The 23,813-nt window shown below is 68.2% G+C and carries 16 protein-coding genes and 1 pseudogene; 8 read left to right on the top strand and 9 right to left on the bottom strand.

The window, feature by feature from the left end:
* Positions 1-3: 3 nt before the first annotated feature.
* Positions 4-297, bottom strand: coding sequence for an ATP-dependent Clp protease adapter ClpS (clpS, locus tag AC5WS7_RS38465; protein WP_495959654.1), 294 nt, complete (start codon positions 295-297; stop codon positions 4-6).
* 194 nt (positions 298-491) lie between these two features.
* Between clpS and AC5WS7_RS38460 the strand changes: the two genes are divergently transcribed.
* From AC5WS7_RS38460 to AC5WS7_RS38445, 4 genes are all read left to right on the top strand, one after another.
* Complete coding sequence (locus AC5WS7_RS38460; protein ID WP_495959580.1) at positions 492-1,805, top strand: nicotinate phosphoribosyltransferase; 1,314 nt, start codon at positions 492-494, stop codon at positions 1,803-1,805.
* A gap of 37 nt (positions 1,806-1,842) precedes the next feature.
* Positions 1,843-2,409, top strand: a complete 567-nt coding sequence (gene pncA, locus AC5WS7_RS38455) for a pyrazinamidase PncA (protein WP_495959579.1) — start codon at positions 1,843-1,845, stop codon at positions 2,407-2,409.
* A gap of 103 nt (positions 2,410-2,512) precedes the next feature.
* Positions 2,513-4,483: a neutral/alkaline non-lysosomal ceramidase N-terminal domain-containing protein gene (locus AC5WS7_RS38450; RefSeq protein WP_495959578.1), complete on the top strand. Its 1,971-nt coding sequence runs from the start codon at positions 2,513-2,515 to the stop codon at positions 4,481-4,483.
* Between the two features lie 45 nt (positions 4,484-4,528).
* Positions 4,529-6,574 carry an ATP-dependent DNA helicase gene (locus AC5WS7_RS38445; RefSeq protein ID WP_495959577.1) on the top strand — a complete coding sequence of 682 codons (2,046 nt, stop codon included), beginning with the start codon at positions 4,529-4,531 and terminating at the stop codon, positions 6,572-6,574.
* A gap of 3 nt (positions 6,575-6,577) precedes the next feature.
* On the opposite strand, the gene AC5WS7_RS38440 is transcribed toward AC5WS7_RS38445, so the two are convergent.
* Both AC5WS7_RS38440 and AC5WS7_RS38435 read right to left on the bottom strand, forming a co-directional pair.
* On the bottom strand, positions 6,578-7,099 hold the full coding sequence (locus tag AC5WS7_RS38440) for a DoxX family protein (RefSeq protein ID WP_495959576.1): 522 nt from the start codon (positions 7,097-7,099) through the stop codon (positions 6,578-6,580).
* Positions 7,100-7,205: 106 nt separating this feature from the next.
* On the bottom strand, positions 7,206-8,570 hold the full coding sequence (locus tag AC5WS7_RS38435; protein ID WP_495959575.1) for an NCS2 family permease: 1,365 nt from the start codon (positions 8,568-8,570) through the stop codon (positions 7,206-7,208).
* 310 nt (positions 8,571-8,880) lie between these two features.
* Between AC5WS7_RS38435 and AC5WS7_RS38430 the strand changes: the two genes are divergently transcribed.
* Together AC5WS7_RS38430 and AC5WS7_RS38425 are read left to right on the top strand one after the other, a co-directional pair.
* Positions 8,881-10,944: an AMP-binding protein gene (locus tag AC5WS7_RS38430; protein WP_495959574.1), complete on the top strand. Its 2,064-nt coding sequence runs from the start codon at positions 8,881-8,883 to the stop codon at positions 10,942-10,944.
* A 248-nt stretch (positions 10,945-11,192) separates the two neighbouring features.
* Positions 11,193-13,253 (top strand): AMP-binding protein, encoded by a 2,061-nt coding sequence (locus AC5WS7_RS38425; RefSeq protein WP_495959573.1) that lies wholly within the window; start codon positions 11,193-11,195, stop codon positions 13,251-13,253.
* 121 nt (positions 13,254-13,374) lie between these two features.
* Here AC5WS7_RS38425 and glgP read toward each other — a convergent pair whose 3' ends face one another.
* Positions 13,375-16,011 carry an alpha-glucan family phosphorylase gene (gene glgP, locus AC5WS7_RS38420; protein ID WP_495959572.1) on the bottom strand — a complete coding sequence of 879 codons (2,637 nt, stop codon included), beginning with the start codon at positions 16,009-16,011 and terminating at the stop codon, positions 13,375-13,377.
* 123 nt (positions 16,012-16,134) lie between these two features.
* A complete protein-coding gene (locus tag AC5WS7_RS38415; protein WP_495959571.1) occupies positions 16,135-16,899 on the bottom strand; it encodes a dienelactone hydrolase family protein in 765 nt (254 codons plus the stop codon).
* 162 nt (positions 16,900-17,061) lie between these two features.
* Between AC5WS7_RS38415 and AC5WS7_RS38410 the strand changes: the two genes are divergently transcribed.
* Together AC5WS7_RS38410 and glgB are read left to right on the top strand one after the other, a co-directional pair.
* The gene (locus AC5WS7_RS38410) at positions 17,062-19,068 is read left to right on the top strand and encodes an alpha-1,4-glucan--maltose-1-phosphate maltosyltransferase (protein ID WP_495959570.1); all 2,007 of its coding nucleotides are present in this window, start codon (positions 17,062-17,064) and stop codon (positions 19,066-19,068) included.
* Positions 19,069-19,111: 43 nt separating this feature from the next.
* Complete coding sequence (glgB, locus tag AC5WS7_RS38405; protein WP_495959569.1) at positions 19,112-21,292, top strand: 1,4-alpha-glucan branching protein GlgB; 2,181 nt, start codon at positions 19,112-19,114, stop codon at positions 21,290-21,292.
* Between the two features lie 244 nt (positions 21,293-21,536).
* On the opposite strand, the gene AC5WS7_RS38400 is transcribed toward glgB, so the two are convergent.
* From AC5WS7_RS38400 to AC5WS7_RS38385, 4 genes and pseudogenes are all read right to left on the bottom strand, one after another.
* Complete coding sequence (locus AC5WS7_RS38400; protein ID WP_495959653.1) at positions 21,537-22,379, bottom strand: co-chaperone YbbN; 843 nt, start codon at positions 22,377-22,379, stop codon at positions 21,537-21,539.
* A gap of 61 nt (positions 22,380-22,440) precedes the next feature.
* Entirely contained in the window at positions 22,441-22,797 is a 357-nt protein-coding gene (locus AC5WS7_RS38395; RefSeq protein ID WP_495959568.1) for a DUF3817 domain-containing protein, read from the bottom strand.
* A 68-nt stretch (positions 22,798-22,865) separates the two neighbouring features.
* Entirely contained in the window at positions 22,866-23,276 is a 411-nt protein-coding gene (locus AC5WS7_RS38390) for a hypothetical protein (RefSeq protein ID WP_495959567.1), read from the bottom strand.
* Positions 23,277-23,503: 227 nt separating this feature from the next.
* Positions 23,504-23,813, bottom strand: a pseudogene (locus AC5WS7_RS38385) (acetyl-CoA C-acyltransferase); the annotation flags it as partial.

Below are 23,813 nucleotides of genomic sequence, written 5' to 3'. Positions count from 1 at the left end.
GTCTCATTCGTCACGTTGCATGGTCGCCCAGAGGCCCGCGGCGTGCAGACGCTGCACGTCATGTTCCATCCTGTCCCGCGATCCCGACGACACCACCGCCTTTCCCTCGTTGTGCACCTGGAGCATCAATTCGGTTGCTTTGCCTTTGCTGTACCCGAAGAGCTTCTGGAAGATGTAGGTGACGTAATGCATCAGATTCACCGGGTCGTCCCAGACCACCGTCACCCACGGCCGATCTTCCGCCTCGAGGATCTCGTTGGCCTCGACCGCCTCGGGAACGGCTTGGCCCGCCATCATCACCCTCGGGCCCGCCCCGTGCACCGCCATCGTGTTCACTCCGCCCGAATCGGCGGCGACCCGGACGGCGTCCTTCATGCACAAGCCCATAACTCTCAGGGTACGACTCGACGCATGGGAAACAACACCCGACCGACGTCGTTTCGGCGCACTCGCCCCGGGATCCGCACGCCGATTCTGTCTACAGTGGCGACGTGGACACCGCACATGTCGCAGCCAGCACCGCGCTGCTGACCGACCAGTACGAACTCACCATGCTCGCGGCCGCACTGGCCGACGGATCGGCGCATCGGCAATGCACCTTCGAGGTATTCGCACGACGATTGCCGCACGGCCGCCGGTACGGCGTCGCCGCGGGCGCGGGACGAATGCTGGACGCGCTGGCCGAATTTCGTTTCCGGGAGCCCGAACTCGAGGTCGCCGCGAAATTCCTGGACGCGGACGCGACGAATTGGCTGCGCGATTACGAGTTCCGCGGCGATATCGATGGCTATCGCGAGGGTGAGCTGTATTTCCCGGGCTCGCCGATTCTCTCGGTGCGCGGCACCTTCGCCGAATGCGTCGTGCTGGAAACGCTGATCCTGTCGATCCTCAACCACGACAGCGCGATCGCGGCCGCGGCCGCGCGCATGGTCAGCGCCGCGGCCGGACGGCGGATGATCGAGATGGGCTCGCGGCGCACCCACGAGCTGGCCGCCCCGTCCAGCGCGCGGGCGGCCTATCTGGCCGGATTCGACGCGACGTCCAATCTGGAAGCGGTGCGCCGCTACGGGGTTCCCGGCGCGGGCACGAGTGCGCACGCGTTCACCCTGCTGCACAGTGGTTCGGACGGCGCGCACGAGGCGGCGGCGTTCCGCAGCCAGATCGAGGCGCTGGGCGTCGGCACCACCCTGCTGGTGGACACCTTCGACATCACCCAGGGCGTGGCCACCGCGATCGAGGTGGCCGGGCCCGAATTGGGCGGTGTGCGCATCGATTCCGGCGATCTGGGGGTACTGGCCCGGCAGGTGCGCGATCAGCTCGACGCCCTCGGCGCGACCCGCACCCGCATCGTGGTCTCCGGCGATCTGGACGAATACGCGATCGCCGCACTGCGCGCGGAGCCGGTCGACGCCTACGGTGTCGGCACCTCGCTGGTGACCGGATCGGGCGCGCCGACCGCCGGAATGGTCTACAAACTGGTCGAGGTCGAAGGGGTGCCGGTGGCCAAGCGCAGCAGCCACAAGGAGTCGCGCGGCGGCACCAAGCGCGCGGTGCGGCTGTCCCGGCAGACGGGCACGATCGTGGAGGAGATCGTCTATCCCGCATCGGATCCCGCGCCGGAGACCGACGGTTTCCAGGCGCGCGAGCTGCTGGCGCCGATGGTGCGCGCCGGCAAGATCGTCGACGACCGCCCGGCTCTGGCGGACAGCCGTGACCTGGTCGCCGCCGGCCTGGTCAGCCTGCCCTGGGAGGGGTTGAAGCTCTCGCCCGGCGAACCGGCGATCCCGACCACCTTCCTGCGGTGACCCACCCATACCGGCAAGCGAATTCGAGGTACGAAAGATGACCAGGGCACTCATCGTGGTGGACGTGCAGAACGATTTCTGCGAAGGCGGTTCGCTGGCCGTCACCGGAGGCGCGGCGGTCGCCGGGCGGATCAGCGAATACCTCGGCGCGAGCGGCTACGCCGCGATCGTGGCGACCCGCGACTACCACATCGATCCCGGCGCGCACTTCTCCGACGAGCCCGACTACGTGGACAGCTGGCCGCCGCACTGCCGCGTCGGCACGCCCGGCGCGGACTTCCACCCGGATCTGGACACCACCCGGATCGAGGAAGTGTTCTCCAAAGGCGCGTACACCGCGGCGTATTCGGGTTTCGAGGGCACCGACGAATCCGGCCGGCCACTGGCGGAGTGGTTGCGCGAGAAGGGGATCGATACCGTCGACATCTGCGGCCTCGCCACCGATCACTGCGTGCGCGCCACCGCCCTGGACGCCCGCGCGGCGGGCCTGCGCACCCGGGTGCTGCTGGACCTGACCGCGGGTGTTTCACCCGCTACCACCGAGACCGCGCTGCGGCAGATGCGCACCGCCGGAATCGAACTCACCGGACACGCCGAGTCATGAGTGGGCATTCGCTCTGCGGGTAGCCCCTCGCACGACTAGTTTGGCGGTGTTGAAGACTGGACCAGGTCCACAGGCCGGTTCCAACACTAGGGAAGACGAGGTCATGTCCGACACCAACTACTCGACCGACCGACATCGGGTCGGGCGCGCGATCGCCGATATCACCGGCGAACCGGCCGAGGCTGGGATGCTCGGATACGGCATGGCCGATCAGAAGAGTTCCGGCATCCACACCCGATTGCGTTCGCGCGCCTTCGTATTCGCCGATCCGATCACCGATCACCGGGTGCTGCTGATCATCAACGATCTGCCGCTGATCTTCTCCAGCATCACCCAGGAGGTGCTGCGCCGCCTGGCCGGCCGGTTCGGCGACACCTACAGCGAATCCAACGTGATGATCACCGCCACCCACACCCACTGCGGGCCGGGCGGCTATTCGCATCACCAGCTCTACAACCGCACCACCGACGGGTTCCGGCCCGCGACGTTCCGCGCGATCGTCGAGGGCATCGTGGAGGCGGTCGAGCGCGCGCACGAGGATCTGGCCCCGGCCACCCTGCGCCTGGCGCACGGTGAACTGCGCGATGCCAGCGTCAACCGCTCGCGTGCGGCATTCGATCGAAACCCGCAGGCGGACAAGGATTTCTTCCCCGACGCGATCGATCCGCAGACCACCCTGCTGCGCATCGACCGCGACGGCGAGCCGGTCGGCGCGATCGACTGGTTCGCCGCGCACAACACCTCGATGACCAATCGCAACACGCTGATCAGCGGCGACAACAAGGGGTACGCGGCCTATCACTGGGAACGCGTCGTCGAGGGCGTGGACTATCTGATCGATTCGGACGATCCGGATTTCGTCGCGGCGTTCGCGCAGACCAATGCCGGCGACGTCTCGCCGAATCTGGAGGGCGCGCCCGGTCACGGCCCGACCAACGACGAGGTCGAGAACACCCGCATCATCGGCCTGCGGCAGTACGAGGCCGCCGCCAAACTCTCCGACGGATACATGCCGCGCATGGCCGGGGACATCGATTGCCGGTTGATCCACGTCGATCTGTCCGCGATGACGGTCTCCGCGGAGTTCACCGGCGACGGCGCCGAACACCGCACCGCCAAGCCCGCCGGGGGCGCATCCGCGTTCGCCGGTGCGAGTTTCGACGGCCCGACCAACTGGAAGACCTTCCACGAGGGACGTAACCCGTTGTGGGACTGGATGTCCCGGATCGCGTACAGGTTCAACTCGAAGCTGCGGGACGCGCAGTCGCCCAAGACGATCGTCGCACCGAGCAGCCTGCTGAACCGTTTCGGCGGACCGTACGTGCAGGCGATCGCACCGGTTCAGCTGGTCCGGATCGGCGAGCTGTTCCTGATCGGCATCCCCGGTGAGGTGACCATCACCGCAGGTCTGCGCCTGCGGCGCACGGTGGCCGAGATCATGGGCGCGGAATTGCCGAACGTCCTGGTCGCCGGGTACGCCAACGCGTACATCCACTACATCACCACTCCCGAGGAGTACGACGAGCAGCGCTACGAGGGCGCCAGCACGCTGTTCGGGCGGTGGGAACTCCCGGCCCTGCAGCAGGTGGTGTCCGGGCTGGCGACCGCGATGCGAGACGGGCAGCCCGTCTCGCCCGGCATCTGCGCCCCCGATCTGGCCGACCAGCAGAAACCGGCGAAAACCGTGCTGCCGCCGGACTTTCCGCCCGCGGGCAAACATTTCGGCGATGTGATCACCGAACCCGAAGATTCCTACCGGGCGGGCCAGAAGGTGGTCGTCGAATTCGCCGGCGCCCACCCCAACCGCGATCTGCATCGCGGCGGCACGTACCTGATGGTGCAACGCTACGACGCGGGCCGCTGGCGCCCGGTCGCCGACGACGGCGACTGGTCCACCACCTTCCGCTGGAAGCGCGGCCCGGCCTCGAGTTCGCTGGTCACCATCACCTGGAACAGCCCGGCCGACACCCCCGAGGGCAGGTACCGGATCCGCTACTACGGCGATTCGGAAAGCCACAGCGGCGAGCGCATCCCCTTCACCGGAACTTCGGCCGAATTCCGGATTCGTAGCTGAGGGCCGGGCAACGGACTTGTCGTAGTCCAGCGATAGTCTGCCAGCGTGCCCGAACTCCCGCCCGTGCCGACCCTGTTGACGACCGCCGTCGAAGCGCTCGGCGGTAAGGCGCGCAAGGGGCAGCAGACCATGGCCGCCGCGGTCGCGCACTCGATCGACACCAAGGAGCATCTGGCCGTGCAGGCCGGCACGGGTACCGGCAAATCGCTGGCCTATCTGGTGCCCAGCCTGCGGCACGCGGTGCAGACCGGGCGCACGGTGGTGGTCTCCACCGCGACGATCGCGTTGCAGCGACAGCTGGTGGACCGGGATCTGCCGCGGCTGGCCGAGGCGCTGGCCGGTCCGCTGGGCCGGCGGCCGAAATTCGCGATCCTCAAGGGCCGCAACAACTATCTGTGCCTGAACAAGATCAACAGCGCGATTCCGGACGAGGAACCCGAGGCCGAACTCTTCGACGCGTTCGCCATCTCGCGGCTGGGCCGCGAGGTGCAACGGCTCAACGACTGGGCCTCGGACACCGAGACCGGCGACCGTGACGAGGTGGCCCCGGGCGTCACCGATCGGGCGTGGCGGCAGGTGAGCGTGTCGTCCCGGGAATGTCTGGGCAAGTCGCGCTGCCCGTTCGGCACCGACTGCTTCGCCGAGCGCGCCCGCGCCGAATCCGGCCAGTCCGATGTGGTGGTCACCAATCACGCACTGCTGGCCATCGACGCGATCAGCGGTGTGCAGGTGCTGCCCGAACACGACGTCGTGGTGATCGACGAGGCGCACGAACTCGTCGACCGGGTCACCGGCGTCGCCACCGCGGAGCTGTCCACGGGCGCCATCAGCGCGGCCGCCAAACGCTGCGCCAAACTCGTCGACGAGCAGGAGGTCGATCGGCTCGAGGGCGCGGCGGAGGCCTGGCACGACCTGCTCGAGGATCTGCCGCCCGGCCGCTGGGATCAGCTGCCCGGCGGCGCGGGCCCGGTGCTGGCGCTGATCCGCGACGCGGCATGGAACGCCCGCACCGCCCTGGCGCCGCCGGGTTCCGGTGCGCCACAAGGCGATCCGGACGATGTAGCCGCCCGCAACATGGCCCTGTCGGCGGTGGAGGAGGTGCACGACGCCGCGGTGCGTGCACTGACCACCTTCGAGGAGTCCGATCCGGCCGCACGCCGGGACGTGATCTGGCTGGCCGCCGACGAATTGCGCGGCATCGCCCGCCGCACCCTGCACATGGCCCCGCTCTCGGTCGGCGGACTGCTGCGAAGCCGTCTGTTCGGCACCGCCACGGTGGTGCTGACCTCGGCCACGCTGCAGGTGGGCGGCTCGTTCGACGGGCTCGCGATCACCTGGGGCCTGCCCGCGCAGTCGGCGAACCGGGTGGACGCCTCCCTGGCCAACGGCGGTGAGGCGCCGTCGGATTCGGATAGCGTGCGGTGGAATTCGCTGGATGTCGGTTCGCCGTTCGACCATGCCAAGTCCGGCATCCTGTACGTCGCCAAACACCTGCCCGCCCCCGGGCGCGACGGGTTGGCCCCGGCGTATCTGGACGAGATCGAGCGGCTCATCCGCGCCGCGGGCGGACGCACGCTCGGCCTGTTCTCCTCGATGCGCGCGGCCAAGGCGGCCACCGAGGCCCTGCGCGAGCGCCTGGACACCCCGATCCTGTGCCAGGGCGAGGACGCCACCGGCGCGCTGGTGCGCAAATTCGCCGACGATCCGGAGACCTCGCTGTTCGGCACGTTGTCGCTGTGGCAGGGCGTGGATGTCCCGGGCCCGTCGCTGAGCCTGGTGATCCTGGACCGCATCCCGTTCCCCCGCCCGGACGATCCGCTGCTGGTGGCCCGGCAGAAGGCGGTGGAGTCCCGCGGCGGCAACGGTTTCATGGCGATCGCGGCCAACCACGCCGCCCTGCTGCTGGCCCAGGGCACCGGCCGCCTGCTGCGCAGCGTCGACGATCGCGGCGTGGTCGCCGTCCTGGATTCCCGCCTGGCCACCGCCCGCTACGGCTCCTACCTGCGCGCCTCGCTGCCGCCCTACTGGGAGACCGCGGACCCGGAGGTCGTGGTCAAGGCCCTGCGGCGGTTGAACGCCGCGGCGAAGTAGGGCCTACTTCACCAGGAGGGTTATCGCCGCGGCGACGACTCCGAGCGCGACGGCTCCCAGGCCCCAGACGATTCCCCGGCGACCCCAAAAGCGGTTGTGGTCCAATGAGATCCGCCCCGGTCCGGCGAAGCCGAGGGCGGTCGCCGCGACGATCAGCAGCACCGCCGAGGAGGCGGCGACCAGGCCGTGCGGCCAGGTGACGTGCACCGCGTTGATCATGGTCCCGATGACGACGGCCGCGGCCAGCGGGGTCAGCAGCCCGAGTACGAGCAGGGCGCCGCCGGTGAATTCACACACCCCGGCGAGGGTGCCGAAAACCTTGCCCGGCTGGTATCCCATCCGTTCGAAACTTTCATTGGTCCGCTGCCATCCGGCGCCGTGGAACCAGCCGAGCAGTTTCTCGCTTCCGGTGACGAACAGCAGACCACCACTGCCGACCCGGAGCACGAGCATGCCGATGTCCGTGCCCAGCGACTCGACGGCGGATATGTGCGGAGCGTGTGGAGCGGTGGTGTCGACGGTCATTTCGAATCCTCGCGATCGGTCTCGATGGTCGGCGGGAGCAGCGTTGCGGACCGCGTCTGCCGAGACCACGACATCGGGCGCCGGCCGGTTCGCCCGATCGCGAAAATCACCTGTTGGCCAGGAAGAAGAAGTAGGCCAGGAAGATCACCGCCAACACCCACACGACCGGGTGGACCTCCCGGCCGCGACGTTTGGCGACCATCACGATCGGATAGAACAGCAGGCCCATGGCTATGCCGTTGGCGATGGAGTAGGTCAGCGGCATCATGATCACGGTGATGAACGCCGGTATGGCGTATTCCAGCTCGCCCCAGTCGATGGCGCCCAGAGACCGGGACATGAGCACGCCGACGACGATGAGGGCCGGGGCGGTCACCGAGGGCGCGCCCGCGACGACGTCGAAGACCGGAAACAGGAACATCGCGATCAGGAACCACCCGGCGGTCGAAACCGCCGTGATGCCGGTGCGTCCCCCGGCGCTGACGCCGGCGGTGGATTCCACGTAGGCGGTGGTGGTGGACGTGCCGATGATCGCACCGGCCGCCGTGCCGATCGAATCCGAGGCGAATGCCTGCGCCGCGCGCGGCAACTTGCCCTCGGGAGTGAGCAACCCGGCCTGGTTGGCGATGCCGATCAACGTGCCCGAGGCATCGAAGAAGTCGACGAACAGCATGGTCAACACGACGATCGCCATCTGCCCGGTGAAGGCGTGCGGCAGATTGACGATGGCCTGCCCGAAGGTCTTGTCCAGGCCGTGCGGCATGGCCACCACCGCGTGCGGCAGCGAGACCAGCCCGCTGACGATGCCCACGATCGTGGTCGCGACGATGCCGTACAGCACCGCGCCGTGCCAGCCCAGCACCAGGAAGATCACCGTCACCAGCAGGCCGAACAGCGCCAGCAGGGTGGTGCCCTTGGTGAAGTCGCCCAGATGGACGAACGTCGACTCGCTGGCCACCACCAGCCCGGCGTTCTTCAGGCCCAGGAAGGCCACGAACATGCCGATGCCCGCGCCGACGGCCAGTTTCAGCTGCATCGGGATGGCGTCGATGATCCTCTCGCGGATCTTGGTGATCGCGAGCACGAAGAAGATCACGCCCGACAGCAGCGTGCCCGACAGCGCGACCTGCCAGTGGATGCCCATGCCGAGCACCACCGAGTAGGCGAAGAAGGCGTTCAGCCCCATCCCCGGCGCGAGCGCGATGGGGTAGCGCGCCCACAGCCCCATCACCAGGGTGCCGACCACCGCGGCGACGGCGGTCGCGGTGAACACCGCCTGGGTGGGAATTCCCTTGGCCCCCAACGTGCCGTGATCACCGAGCACCGCGGGGTTGACCGCGAGCACATAGGACATCGCGAGGAAGGTGACGGTCCCGGCCATGATCTCGCGCTTCACGGTCGATCCGAGCCTGCTGATCCCGAAGTAGGCGTCCACACGCCCCTCAGCACCCGACTGGGCGTCGATTGTCATCTGCTTCTCCACATGGGCCGGACGGACGTGCCTTTCGAGCACGCTATATGCCGCGTGACGCCGCCGCATCTCCGGTCCCGCGAACCAACGGCAATCGATTCCGGCGGCGCCGCTCCAGGTCAGCGAACAGACGGCTGACGCGGCGATCACCGAACCACTACCGAAATTCGACGAACGCAACCGACGGGCAATTAAATGCAGAATTCACCTCGAATATCAAAGTTATTGACCGTTCCACAGCGGGCCGTTACAAATACGTTATCCGCCGAACCGAGCCTGTCGAACCGGCCACGTGAGAATTGCAAAGTGAGTGGTTACTGAAATCGTCGATGCGAGCGCCGATCTCGCGATCGCCCCCGGGGTCCTGTGGGACCTGCTGACCGATCCGCGTAATTACGCCCGGGTATTTCCCGGCATCGGCGCGTGCGATGTGCACGGCATCGTCGACGGACAGCCCGTGTGGCGCATGCGGATCGGCGGCAGCGACACCGAAATTCACCTGCTCGATGTCCGGGTGATCGGCGATCGCGCGGCGGGGGCCCTGGAGCTGCAGTGCACCGAGCGGCGCAGTTTCGCCGCGGTCGCGCTGTCCGGCAGTGCCGATCGCACCCGTGCCACCATCACCTGCGTCGCCCCGGACCGGGTCCACCCGCTCATGCCGAATCTCCCCAATGCCGCTGCGGCGGAATGGATCTCGTTCGGACTGCATCGTCTGGTCGATCTCGTGCGCGGCGCGCCGACGTCGATGGTGCTCAACGGCGAGGACTCCACCGTGCGCACCCAGGCCGGGGTCGCTATGCAGATCCTGTCCACCGGCGTGATGCGCAGCATCCGGCCCGACCGGATGGTGAAACAGATCAACGGCCTGGCCACCTACGGATTCACCCTCGCGGGCGGATACGCGGCGATGGCCGGGCATTCACCCAAACGCGTTGCCGTGGTGGACGATCGCGGGGCGAGCAGCTTCGGCGAGATCCACGCCCGCACCCAGCGACTCGCGGCCGCGCTGGCCGAACAGGGTATCGGCACGGGCGATGTCGTCGGCCTGCTCGCCCGCAGTCACCTGGAGATGATCGAAATCGTCACGGCCGTTGCCAAACTCGGCGCCGACCTCATCTTCCTGACCACCTGGCTGTCCGCGCAGCGGATCGCCTCGCTCGCCGAAACCCACCGGATGGCAGCGATATTCGCCGATCCCGAGCTGGAACATCTGACGGCGTACGTGCCGCCGGACGTGATGCACTTCGGCACGTTCAGCGATCCGGCCCGGCCGGACCAGATCGGGGTGGAGGAGCTGATCGCCTCGGGCAGAGGCGATGTCGGCAAACCGGCCCACCCCGGCCGGCAGATCCTGCTGACGGCGGGCACCAGCGGCCCGGCGAAGGTGGCGGTGCGCCCGCAGCCGCGCGGATTCTCCTCGATCGCCGCGCTGCTGTCGCGCCTGCCGTTCATCATGAACGAGACCATGCTGATCGCGGCATCGCTGTCGCACTCCTGGGGCCTGGCGGCCATGCACATCAGCCTGCCGCTGCGCGCGAAGGTGGTGCTGCTGGACCGGTTCGACGCCGAGGAGTGCCTGCGCCTGATCGCCGAACACCGGGTGCGCACGCTGATCGTCGTGCCGATCATGGTGGAGCAGATCCTGGACCTGCCCGCCGCGGCGCGGGCACGCTACGACCTGTCCAGCCTGGAGGTGGTGACCTGCGGCGGCGCACCGCTTTCGGAGGCGACGGTGCTGCGGTTCACCGAGACCTTCGGCGAAATCCTCTACACCATCTACGGATCGACCGAGATCTCGCTCGGCGCGATCGCCGAACCGGCCGATCTGCGGGTCTCGCCCACCACCGCCGGGAGCCCGCCGCTCGGTGCGAAATTCGCTGTGCTGGATCATGAGTCGCGCCTGCTCCCGGTGGGGGCCATCGGCCGCATCTTCATCGGCCACCATCTGCTGATCGAGGGGTATCTCGACGCGCCGCCGCCGGAGGAGGTCGACGGCATGATCGACAGCGGCGATCTGGGGTACGTGGATGCGGCCGGACGGCTTTTCGTGGTCGCACGCGCGGAGGAAATGATCGTCTGCGACGGCGAGAGGGTCTACCCGCGCCCGGTCGAGGAGGCCCTGGCACATCTGCCGCAGGTCAGCGATAGCGCGGTGGTGGGCGGACCGGACCGCGAATCGGGCCAGCGGTTGTCGGCGTTCATCGTCGCGCGGCCGGGCTTCGCGCTGGACGCCGACGCGATCCGCGATTACATCCGGATCCGGTTGGGGCGCGCCTGGGTTCCGCGCGACATCGCGTTCCTCGACGCGCTCCCCCGCAACGCCAGCGGCAACGTTCTCAAACGCGTGCTGACCCAGCAGCCCGTGCGTCGATGACCGCGCGGCGGGGCTGCGGCACACCGGCTTTCGACGCCTCGGCGAGTCACCGCGACTCGCCAGCGAACAGTTGACAACCGCGCCCACCGAGGGTTATCTGTAACCTGTGTGCACATGCAACCTATCCGCAATTTAACGCACGATTCACCTAACTTTTAATTCTCCTTGACCGGTTGTGCGCGGCCCGTTACAAAGACGTCAGCCGCCGAACCGAGTTGTCGACCCGGCCCAGCCAGAAGTGCAAGCGTGTGGTTACCGAAATCGTCGATGCGAGCGCCGATCTCGCAATCCCTCCCCGAGTCCTGTGGAAGTCGCTCGCGGATCCGGAGACCTATCCTCGGCTGTTCCCCGGCATCGGGGCATGCGATCCGGTGGAGACCATCGACGGCCCGCCGAGTTGGCGCATGCGCGTGGGCAGTGCCGACACCGAGATCCGCGTCCTCGACGTCCGTTTGGTCCTGAATCGCGAGGCGCACACAGTCGAACTGCAATGCCCGGCGCAGCGCAGTTTCGTCGCGATCCGGCTGCGCGACGCGCCCGACGGTACCAACGTCGTCATCACCTGCCTCGCCCCCGGCCGGGTGCATCCGATGGTGCGCGGGTTGTCGAACGCGGCTGTCGTCGAATGGATCAGGGCCGGGCTCGACCGCATCGTCGACCTCGCCGGCCGGGCCGCGACCTCGATCCTGGTCAACGGCGAGAATTCCGCGATCCGGCTGCAGGCCGGGGTCGCGCGGCAGATGTTGGCCACCGGCGTGGTGCGCACGCTGCGTCCGGACCGGGCGATCAGACAGCTCAGCGGCCTGGCCACTTGGGGTTTCACGCTGGCGGGCGGCTATGCGGCCGCGGCCGCGCACTCCCCGCGACGTACCGCGATCATCGACGGCCGCGGGGAGCGGACGTTCCGCGAGGTTCACACCCGCAGCCACGCCCTCGCGAGCGCCTTGGGCGACCTCGGCCTGGGCGCCGGCGATGCCATCGGGGTCCTGTCCCGCAATCACGCCGAGATGGTCGAAATCATGTCCGCGGCAAGTAAACTCGGCGTGGAAGCGGTGCTGTTCAACACCGGGCTGCCGGCCGGGCGCATCGCCGAGATCGCCGAAAATCAGCGGCTGGCCATGCTTTTCGCCGACCCGGACCTGGAAGACCTGCTCGGCTACCTTCCGCCGGACCTGCCGTGCTACCACACCGTGGACGACGGCATGCTTCCCGGCCGCACCACGGTCGAACATCTGATCGCCTCGGGCACCGGCGAGTTCGTCAAGCCACCGGAGCACGGTCGGCTGGTCGTGCTGACCTCGGGCACCAGCGGGAGATCGAAAGGCGCGGTGCGACCGCATCCCAAGGGGTTCGGCACCGTTGCGGCGGTGCTGTCGCGCATACCGCTGCGGATGAACGAGACCATGCTGATCCCCGCGCCGCTGTTCCACACCTGGGGTCTGGCGGCCCTGCAGATCAGCACCCCGCTGCGCGCGACGGTGGTGCTGCCCGAACATTTCGACGCGCAGGACTGCCTGCGCATGATCGCCGAATTCCGGGTCACCACACTGATCGTCGTGCCCGTCATGGTGCACCGCATCCTGGATCTGCCCGCCTCGGTGCGGGCACAGTACGACACCTCGAGTCTGCGCGTGGTGGCCAGCTGCGGCGCTCCGCTGCCCGGCGCAGCGGTGCTGCAGTTCATGGACAGCTTCGGCGACGTCCTCTACAACTTCTACGGATCCACCGAGGTGTCCTGGGCGAGCATCGCCGACCCGGCCGATCTGCGCATCGCTCCGACCACCGCCGGACGCCCTCCGCTCGGCACGAAAATCGCTGTGCTGGACGATGATCTGCGGCCCGTGCCGATCGGCGCGACCGGCCACATCTACATCGGCAACCACATGCTGTTCGACGGCTACACCGACGCGGACCCGCCCTCGGAGACCGACGGGATGCTCGACACGGGCGATGTCGGCTATCTGGACGCCTCGGGACGGCTGTTCGTGGCCGGGCGCGACGACGAGATGATCATCTCCGGGGGAGAGAATGTCTTCCCGCGGCCGGTGGAGGAGGCGCTGTCGCATCTGCCGCAGGTCAGCGAGGTCGCGGTGGTCGGTGTGCCCGACCGCGAATTCGGCCAGCGGCTGGCCGCTTTCGTCGTCACCCGCGACGGCCTCGCCCTGGACCCGGACATGATCCGTACCTACGTCCGCCGCCGCCTCGGCCGCTTCTCGGTCCCCCGCGACGTCGTCTTCCTCGACGCCCTTCCCCGCAACGCCACCGGCAAAATCCTCAAACGCCTACTGGCCCAACCCATGCGCCGTTGAACGCTGCGCAAGCAGGACACAGCCCGCTGCGACCCGACCGCCGCCCCCGAAACATGAGGCCCGGGCACCCAACGGCACGCTGAAGTCGCGGAGAGGCGGAGGAAGCAGAGGCGGACCGGCCCTATGGGGTCGGGGAGACGACCAAGCCGAGTTCGGCCGGGCTGGACAGCAACCGGTGATGCGGCAGAACACGGACGGTGAATCCGACCGCGCCCGACAGCGGAACCGGCGTCTCGACAGTGTAGAACTCCGTGCCGGAATCGCTTCCGGCATGGGTCATCTGGACGGTGCTGACCTCGGTCAGGTCGTCGTCGGTGTCGACCCGCCCCAGCACCGCCTGAACCGTGACATCGGCAGGGGCCAGGCCCGCGAGATCGATGCGGGCGCGCAGGGACAGTTCGTTGCCGATGACCGGGATGTCGGCGAGGCCGGAACTGTCCACCTGGAGCACCTTCACCTGCGGCCAGGCCGATTCGACCCGGCGGCGATAGTCGGCCAGCTCCCGCGCCCCGGCGAAATCGTCCTGTGTCACAGCGGCATACGAGGCCGCCGCCGGAGCGTAGTAGCCCACCGCGTAGTCCCGCACCATCCGGGAGGCCAGCACCTGGGGCCCGAGTGTCTGTAGCGTGTGGCGGACCATCTCCATCCAGCGCACCGGCACCCCGTCGTGGTCACGCTCGTAGAAGCGCGGCAGCACAGCACGTTCCATCGTTTCGTACAGCGCCGCGGCCTCCAGATCGTCGCGGCGGTGATCGTCGCGCACTCCGTCCGCGGTGGGGATGGCCCAGCCGTTCTCGCCGTCGTACATCTCGTCCCACCAGCCGTCCCGGATGGACAGGTTCAGACCGCCGTTGAGCGCGGCCTTCATCCCGGACGTGCCGCAGGCCTCGAGCGGGCGCAGCGGATTGTTCAGCCACACATCGCATCCCCAGTACAGGTACCGGGCCATCGACATGTCGTAGTCGGGCAGGAACACGATGCGGTGCCGCACGCCGGCGTCATCGGCGAAGCGCACCACCTGCTGGATCAGCCCCTTACCGCCGTCATCGGCCGGATGGCTCTTACCGGCGACCACCAACTGCACCGGACGATCGGGATCGGTCAGCATCGCGCGCAAACGTTCCGGATCACGCAGCATCAGCGTCAGGCGCTTGTAGGTGGGCACCCGCCGGGCGAAGCCGACGGTCAGCACCCCCGGATCGAAAACCTCATCCACCCAGCCCAATTCAGCCGGAGCCGCACCGCGCTCGAGCCACGAGGCGCGCACCCGGCGCCGCACTTCGGCAACGAGAATGCCGCGCAACGTGTTCCGCGTCGACCACAGCTCACGCAGATCGACGTCCTGCAACCGTTCCCAGCCGCGCGCCTCCTCGACCAGTTCCGGGCCGACGAATTCGCGTGCCTTGTCGATCCATTCGCGGGCGGCCCAGGTCGGCGCGTGCACGCCGTTGGTGACCGAGCCGATCGGCACCTCGGCCGCATCGAATCCGGGCCACAACGGCGCGAACATGCTCCGGCTGACCTCACCGTGCAATCGCGAGACACCATTGGCGCGCTGAGCCAGCCGCAACCCCAGATGGGCCATGTTGAACACCGATGGATCGGCCTCGCGACCCAACGCCACGATGCGGTCCACCGAAACCCCAGGCAGCAACGGAGATTCGCGTTCACCGTGGTCTCCGCCGAAGTACCGCCGGACCAGCGCACCGGCGAACCGGTCGATCCCCGCGGGCACCGGGGTGTGCGTGGTGAACACCGTACCGGCCCGGACCGCGGCCAGCGCCGAGTCGAAATCCAGTCCACCGGCCATGAATTCGCGAATCCGCTCGATCCCCAGGAATCCGGCGTGCCCCTCGTTCATGTGGAACACGTCGGGCTCGAGCAGCCCGTGCGCACGCGTGTAGGCACGCACCGCACGCACCCCGCCGATCCCGGCCAGGATCTCCTGCTTGATCCGATGATCCTGATCACCGCCGTACAACCGGTCGGTGACCGCGCGCAGCTCGGGATCGTTCTCGGCGATATCGGAATCCAACAGCAACAACGGGATTCGCCCCACCTGAGCGACCCACACCCGCGCCCGCAGTACCCGCCCCTCGGGCATCGGCACGTGCACCAGCACCGGCGAGCCGTCGGCTGTGTCGGTCGGCGGCGCTTGCGCGGCCCCGGCGTGACCGCGCTCCGCTGCCGCCTCCGGGCGCGCCGCGGTCAGCAGCCGCAACGGCAGCCCCTGCGGGTCCAGGTCCGGATAGTGTTCGCGCTGCCACCCATCGGCGGTCAACGACTGCCGGAAATAGCCGGAGCGGTAGAGCAATCCGACGCCGATCAGCGGAAGCCCCAGATCCGAGGCCGCTTTCAGATGATCCCCGGCCAGGATCCCCAATCCACCGGAGTAGTTCGGCAGCACTTCGGTGACGCCGAACTCCATCGAGAAGTACGCGATGCAGCGCGGGCCCTGATCCTGTCTGCCGAACCAGCGCGGCCGGGTCAGATAATCCCGCAGGTCGGCCGCGGCGGCGTCGACCGTGCGCACATAGTCCTCGTCGGCGGCCAGCTCGTCCAGCCGCTCGGCCGGCACCTCGCCGAGCATCCGCACCGGATCGCGCCCGAGCTCCACCCACAACCGCGGATCGAGCTCGGCGAACACGTCCTGTGTCGGGACATGCCAGGACCAGCGCAGATTCGTGGCGAGTTCGCCGAGCGCGGACAGCCGCTCGGGCAGATGGGCACGGACGGTGAAACGACGCAATGCCTTCATTGGGTAGAAACTACACGCCGAGCAAGCCGCGCGCGGCACCGTACAGCGCCACCGCGGGGCCCTGACCTGTACTCATCGGGTCCCTGGCCGCCACCGGCGCGGCGGCCCGGGACCCGCCGGAAACTATTTCGAGCCCAGCGTGCGATCGAGCAACGCGACCAGATCGCGGAAGTGACGCTCGGACGCCTCGGCGTTGTATGCCTCGGTGTCGGCCTGGGTGTAGCCGTGGACCGCGCCCTCGTACACCTCGGTGGTGTGGGTGATGCCGGCCGCGTCCAGCGCCTTGTCGAACGTCTCGATCTGCTCGGGGGTCGCGGACTGGTCGTTGTCGGCGTACCCGAGGAACAGCTCCGCGGTGATCGGCTCGAGCAGCAGGTGTGCGCTGTCGGGGCTGTCGGTGACCAGTCCGCCGGTGTGGAAGCAGCCCCCGGCCGCGACGCGATCGGGGTGCGAGGCCGCGGTGAACAGCACCAGCCGCCCGCCCATGCAGTATCCGGTCAGACCGACGGGGCCGTCGGCGACCAGCTCGGAGGATGCCAGCCAATCCAGGTAGGCGCCCGAATCGGACTTCACGACATCGAGGGTCAGCCCCTGCATCAGCGGCCGGATCTTTTCGAAGATCTCCGGGCGTGACTTCGGATCGATCGGGTCCGGCAGGTCGAACAGCGGTGCGCGGCCCGCCCGGTAGAACGCGTTGGGCGCCAGAACCGTGTAGCCGCTGGCAGCGATCCGGTCGGCCACCTCGCGCAGGGCGGGCCGCAGACCGAAGGCGTCCTGGTACACGATCACGCCCGGATGCGCGGCGCCGTCGTCGGGATGAGCCACATAAGCATCGGCAACGCCGTCGGGAGTCTGGATGTCTACCGACACGCCGTGCACTGCGGTCATGGTGGGTCCTCCTGTGTTTTCGCCGTCGTCGTGCCCGCCACCGAAAAGGAGGCGAGCGTTCCGCTTCGGTCCTACCGTCCCACATCGCTTCTCGCCACCCGGCGGCCACCCGTCCGCCGCCATCGCCGCGAACATGTCCGGATTACCGGTACGGTTGACGCCGTGACCGGTCGCATCGCCATCGATGACACCGCCCCGGCCCTCGGACCGGGGCGATACCCGGCCAAGGCCGTGGTCGGTGAGGTGTTCCCGGTCCGCGCCGTGGTCTGGCGCGAGGGACACGACGCCGTCGCCGCGACCCTGGCCGTGCGCGCGCCGGGCGGCTCGCGCACCCAGCGCATCCGGATGTCCCCCGATTACGAACCCGATGTGTTCAACGCCGTATTCACCCCCACCGAGCCGGGCCCGTGGACTTATCGCATCGAGGGCTGGAGCGATCCGATCGCCTCGTGGCGCGCGGCGGTCGAGGCGAAACTGGCCGTCGGCCAGAGCGCAGCGGATCTGGCCAACGATCTGGAACTCGGCGCGCGGCTGTTCGACCGTGCCGCACAGGCGGTTCCGAAGAAGCAGTGGGAACGTCTGCGCGCCGCCGCGGCGGCCCTGCGCGGCGACGACCAGCTGCCCGCGCGGGTGGCGCCCGCCTTCGGCGCCGAGGTCGCCGAGATCCTGCGCGAGCACCCGCTGCGCGAATTCGTCACCCGCGGACCGCAATTCACCGTGCAGGTGGAACGCCGTCGCGCCCTGTACGGCTCGTGGTACGAATTCTTCCCCCGCTCCACCGGCGGCCGGGACGCCGACGGCAATCCCGTGCACGGCACCTTCGCCACCGCCGCGAAGGAACTGCACCGCATCGCCGCGATGGGTTTCGACGTGGTGTACCTACCGCCGATCCACCCGATCGGCGAGGTGAATCGCAAGGGCCGCAACAACTCTCTGACCTGCGAGGCGGACGACGTCGGCTCCCCGTGGGCGATCGGCTCGGCGCACGGCGGCCACGACGCGATCCATCCGGCCCTCGGCGATGTCGCGGATTTCGCCGAATTCGTAGGCGTCGCACGGCAACTCGGCCTCGAGGTCGCCCTGGACCTGGCATTGCAGTGCGCGCCGGACCATCCGTGGGTCACCGAACATCCCGAATGGTTCACCACCCTGCCCGACGGGACCATCGCCTTCGCGGAGAATCCACCGAAGAAGTACCAGGACATCTACCCGATCAACTTCGACAACGACCCCGACGGCCTCTACGCCGAGGTACTGCGGGTGGTTCGGTACTGGATCGGTCTGGGCGTGAGCATCTTTCGCGTCGACAACCCGCACACCAAGCCCGCCGACTTCTGGGAATGGCTGATCGCACAGGTGCATCGCACCGACCCGGACGTGATCTTCCTGTCCGAGGCGTTCACCCGCCCGGCCCGGATGTACGGCCTGGCCCGACGCGGATTCACCCAGTCCTACACGTATTTCACCTGGCGCACCGGCAAACACGAACTCGCCGAATTCGCCCTGGAACTGGCCGCCAAGGCCGACGAGGCCCGGCCGAACCTGTTCGTCAACACCCCCGACATCCTGCACGAGAGCCTGCAGCACGGCGGTCCTGGCATGTTCGCCATCCGCGCGGTGCTGGCCGCGACGATGGGCCCGGCCTGGGGGGTGTACTCGGGTTTCGAACTGTTCGAACATCAGGCCGTGCGACCGGGCAGCGAGGAGTACCTCGACTCGGAGAAGTACGAGTTGCGTCCGCGCCCGTTCACCGAGGCCGCGGCGCGCGGTGAATCGCTCGAGCCCTGGCTGACCAGGCTCAACGAGATCCGCCGCGCCCACCCCGCGTTGCAGCAGTTGCGCTGTCTGCACGTGCATCACGTGGACAACGACGCCCTGCTGGCCTACTCGAAGGTGGATCCGGCCACCGGCGACGCGATGCTGATCGTGGTGAATCTGAACCCGTTCGGAGCCGAGGACGGCATGCTCTCGCTAGACCTGCCCGCGATCGGCCGTGAATGGCACGACCATCCGGTCGTCCTGGACGAGGTCACCGGTGAGGAATATCACTGGGGCCAAACCAATTACGTCCGGCTGGACCCGATTCGCGCGGTCGCGCACATCATCGCCCTGCCGCCGGTCTCGGCGGCCGCCCGCACCGAGTTGGCCTACCGCAGGACGTTCCGGTGATCGCCGCGCACCCGAACCCGCAGCGCGACCCGAGGTTTCGCCGGTGAACCGGCGCGATCTGCTGCTGCTCGCCGCGGGCACCCACCCGGACCCGCACTCCGTTCTGGGCGCACATCCGCATCCCGACGGCACCGTCGTCAGAGCCCTTCGGCCGCATGCGAATTCGGTATCCGCGCGCGTCGGCGGCGAGGACCACCCGCTGAAGCACGTCGAACACGGCCTGTTCGAGGGCGTCGTCCCGTACCCCGACCTTTGGGACTACCGGTTGCTGGTCTCCTACCCCGGCGGCCGCACGGTCCTGGACGCGGACGGCTACCGATTCCTGCCCACCCTCGGCGATCTGGACCTGCACCTGATCGGCGAGGGCAGGCACGAACGACTCTGGGAGGTCCTGGGCGCGCATCCGCGCCGGTACACCACCCTCGACGGCGAAGTGGCGGGCACGTCGTTCGCCGTGTGGGCCCCGAATGCCCGCGGGGTCAGCGTGATCGGCGATTTCGACGGCTGGAGCGGTAACACCGCCCCCATGCGCCGCCTCGGCGGCTCGGGGGTGTGGGAGGTGTTCCTGCCCGGACTCGGACCGGGCGAGAAGTACAAGTTCCGGGTGTACGGCGCGCACGGCGGCGTCGTCGACCACGCCGACCCGCTCGCCTTCGCGACCGAAGCGCCCCCCGCGACGGCCTCGGTCATCACCGAAAGTTCCCACCGCTGGCTGGATCAGGAGTGGATGCGCGCACGCCGCACGGCTGACCCGGCCCGTGCCCCGATGAGCATCTACGAGGTGCACCTGGGCTCGTGGCGACCCGGGGCCGGTTACCGCGAGGCGGGCACGCAACTCGCCGAATACGTTCGCGCACAAGGCTATACCCACGTCGAACTGCTGCCGATCGCCGAACATCCGTTCGGCGGATCCTGGGGCTACCAGGTCACCTCCTACTACGCCCCGACCGCCAGATTCGGCACACCCGACGACTTCCGCGCATTCGTGGACATCCTGCACGCCGCGGGCATCGGTGTGCTCCTGGACTGGGTCCCGGCGCACTTCCCACGCGACGAATGGGCCCTGGCCCGCTTCGACGGCGCACCCCTCTACGAGCACCCCGACCCGCGCCGGGGCGAGCAATTGGATTGGGGCACTTACGTTTTCGACTTCGGCCGCAACCAGGTCCGCAACTTCCTGGTCGCCAACGCGCTGTACTGGCTCGACGAATTCCACATCGACGGCCTGCGCGTGGACGCCGTGGCTTCCATGCTCTACCTGGACTATTCGCGTCCCGAAGGGGGCTGGGAGCCCAATATCCACGGCGGCCGGGAGAATCTGGAGGCCGAGCGATTCCTGCGGGAGATGAACGCGACGGTGCACCGGCTGCATCCGGGCGCGATCACCATCGCCGAGGAATCCACCACCTGGCCGGGCGTCACCCGCCCCACCGACGTCGGCGGCCTGGGCTTCTCCATGAAATGGAACATGGGCTGGATGCACGACACCCTCGGTTATCTCGGCCGCGATCAGGTGCACCGCAGCTGGCATCACAACGAGATCACCTTCTCCACGGTCTACGCGTGGAGCGAGAACTACGTCCTGCCGATCAGTCACGACGAGGTCGTGCACGGCAAGGGCACGCTGTGGACGCGCATGCCGGGCGACGATTTCGCCAAGGCGTGCGGCGTGCGGGCCCTGCTGGCATACATGTGGTCACATCCTGGCAAACAGTTGCTGTTCATGGGCCAGGACTTCGGACAGTTCCGCGAGTGGTCCCACGATCACGGCCTGGACTGGCAGGAATTGGACAATCCGCTGCACGCGGGCATCCACACCCTGGTCGCCGATCTCAATGCCGTCTACCGAGCACATCCGGCACTGTGGACCCAGGACACCTCCCCCGGCGGCTACGCCTGGCTCGAGGCCGACGATCGCGACCACAACGTGGTGGCCTTCCTGCGCTACGCCACCGATGGCTCGCCGATTGCCTGCCTCTACAACTTCTCCGGCTCCGAACACCGCGACTACCGCATCGGTCTACCGCGACCGGGCCATTGGCACGAAATCCTCAACACCGACGCGATCCCCTACGGCGGCAGCGGAATCGGCAACCTCGGCGGCGTAGACACCGCCGGAATCCCCTGGCACGACCACCAGGTCTCGGCCGCGATCACCCTGGCCCCCAACAGCGCGATCTGGCTCGCCCCGGAACAGCCGGACATCAGCGACGACAAATCGTGACAAATCTCACCCAATTTGCCAGGCCGCCGCGGCCGCGGAGCGCAACGCCGCCCACCCCCTGATCCGACGCCACACCGGCGCGGGAACGGGACCGCATTGCGTGTGCCCGCAACAACTGAATTCGCACGAACGTGGGTAACTGGGCGCGCCAGATAAGGCAACCCCATCACCCTGCTGCCGGCCCGACACCAGGTCCCCGCGCCCAACGACGCGCCGAACTCCGGAGAGACGGGCCGGCGGGCTCTCAGTACAGCGCGGTCGCCAGTTTCCGGCGGGCCGCGACTACCACCGGGTCCGCGGTGTCGAACAGCTCGAACAGTTCCACCAGCCGCGTACGCACACGATTGCGGTCATCTCCCGCGGTGCGCTTGATCAGGTCGATCAGGCGGGTGAAGGCCGCATCGGGCTCACCGGCGAACAGTTCCATATCCGCGGCGGCGAAGGCGGCGTCGATATCGGCGGGATCGGCATCGGCGCGGGCGACCGCATCCTGCGGCAGCCCCTGTGTGCGGGCGTAGAAGCGCACCTGCCGCAGCGCGGCCTTGGCCTCGGCATTGGCCGGTTCGGCGGCCAGAATCGCCTCGTAGGCGCTGATCGCACCCTCGACGTCACCGCGGTCCAGCGCCTCCTCCGCCGCGGTGAAACGCGGATCCTCGGGTTCGGGCTGCGCACTGCCCTCACCCTCCGGCAGCTGCCCCCGAACGGCGTCCATCACCGCGGTGAGCCACTGGCGAACCTGCGGCTCGGGCTGGGCGCCCTGGAAATCGGCCAGCGGCTGACCACCGGCCACCGCGATCACCGTCGGAATGCCCTGCACACCGAACGCCTGCGCGATGCGCATATTCGGCTCGGCCTCGACGGTCGCCAGATCCCAGCCGCCACCGGCCTCGCCGACCAGCCGCTCGAACAGCTTGACCAGCTCCACACTGCCGGGGCTGCGCTGCGAATACAGCACCACGACCACCGGCACCTGCATCGAGCGCCGCAGTACCTGGGTCTCGAAATTGGCCTCGGTGACGGCATGATCGCTCGGAACATCCGTGGCGGCAGGCTGTTTCAAGCTGGACAGATCCACCGCACCGGACATGGCGGCGGCAACGGCAGGCGAGGGACGGCGTGCAGCTGGTCGAGTCACAGCTTCCAGTTTGTCACGAGCCCGCGGCGGCAGGCGCCGGGGTTGGGCTCAATTCGCCCAACTGCCCCGACCGGATGGCCCACCGCTCGAACCAGACCGAGGTGAACGGGATCACCGACGACACGAGCCCGAGCAGGATCGTGCGACCCGGCCACTCGAACTCCCGCCACGCCATCAGCAGGCTGAACGCGTAGGCCAGGAAGATGATCCCGTGCACCATGCCGAACACCATCAGCGGCCATTCGACCGGTGGTGTCACCCCGTGCTTGAAGTACATGCCGACGAACAGCAGCACCCACCCGCACACCTCGAGGATGCCGAAAAGCCGCACCCGCTTGGCCAGGGTGCTCACGTCGAAGATCTCGCCCATGACTCCCCATTGTGCCCAATGGCTACGACACCTCGTAGTGGGTGTGCCGATTCTCTCAGGAAAACGGTTCAGCGTCCGCAGTGCACGTTGAACTGCTGCCAGAGGTCGTCTCCGATGTAGCCGCCCCAGTCGATGCACTTGCCCTGCGCCTCGACCTTGGCGAAGGCGAAGTCGGTGAACTTGTGCCCGTCGTTGATCACCACCGCCGAGTGGTCCTTCGACTGCCGGACCGCCGCGCCCATCGGAATCGCGGCACCCGGGTGATCCCGCACGGTCGCCACGCAGTTGGTCCTGCCGTTGTAGGTGAGGAAGATCGTGCCTGCCTTCAGTTCATGCTTGTCGACGACGTCGAAGCCCGCGCCGCACTGGCCGCCATACGGCGCCGCGGCGGAGGCCGTGGCCGGCAGGAGCGCTGCCGTACCCGCGCAAATCCCGAGGGCGGCAGCGCAGACAGCAATGAACTTTCGGGTATTGATCAAAGTTGAACCTTTTCTCTCTCATGTCGCGTCCGGCCCCCGGAGTCACCCCCGCACGCCCGACACCGTGCCGGTCCGAACCTAGGGGCAGCCGACGAGAAGAGATTTCGCAACTTCCCACATCTGGGAACTCACACCGGATCGAGAGCCGGCCGCGCCCGCGCGACAAGGCCGACGAGCCGAGGTCCACCCGAACGAACCCCGGCTGTCCGAGAAAGAAGTGTGCCGGATTACACCTTCACGATCAGGGCGTCACCCTGACCGCCGCCCCCGCACAGCGCCGCCGCGCCGATCCCGCCGCCGCGGCGCTTCAGCTCCAGCGCCAGATGCAGCACGATGCGGGCGCCCGACATGCCCAGGGGATGACCGATCGCGATCGCGCCGCCGTTGACGTTCACCTTGGCCGGGTCGATGCCGAGCTTGCGCGTCGAGGCCACGCCGACCGCGGCGAACGCCTCGTTGATCTCCACCACATCCAGGTCGGCGGGTGAAATACCTTCCCGCGCACACGCTTTGGCGATCGCGTTGGCGGGCTGCTGC

The organism is Nocardia sp. PLKS1-43, assembly GCF_059510335.1.
This window is presented reverse-complemented; position numbering and strand designations above follow the sequence as displayed.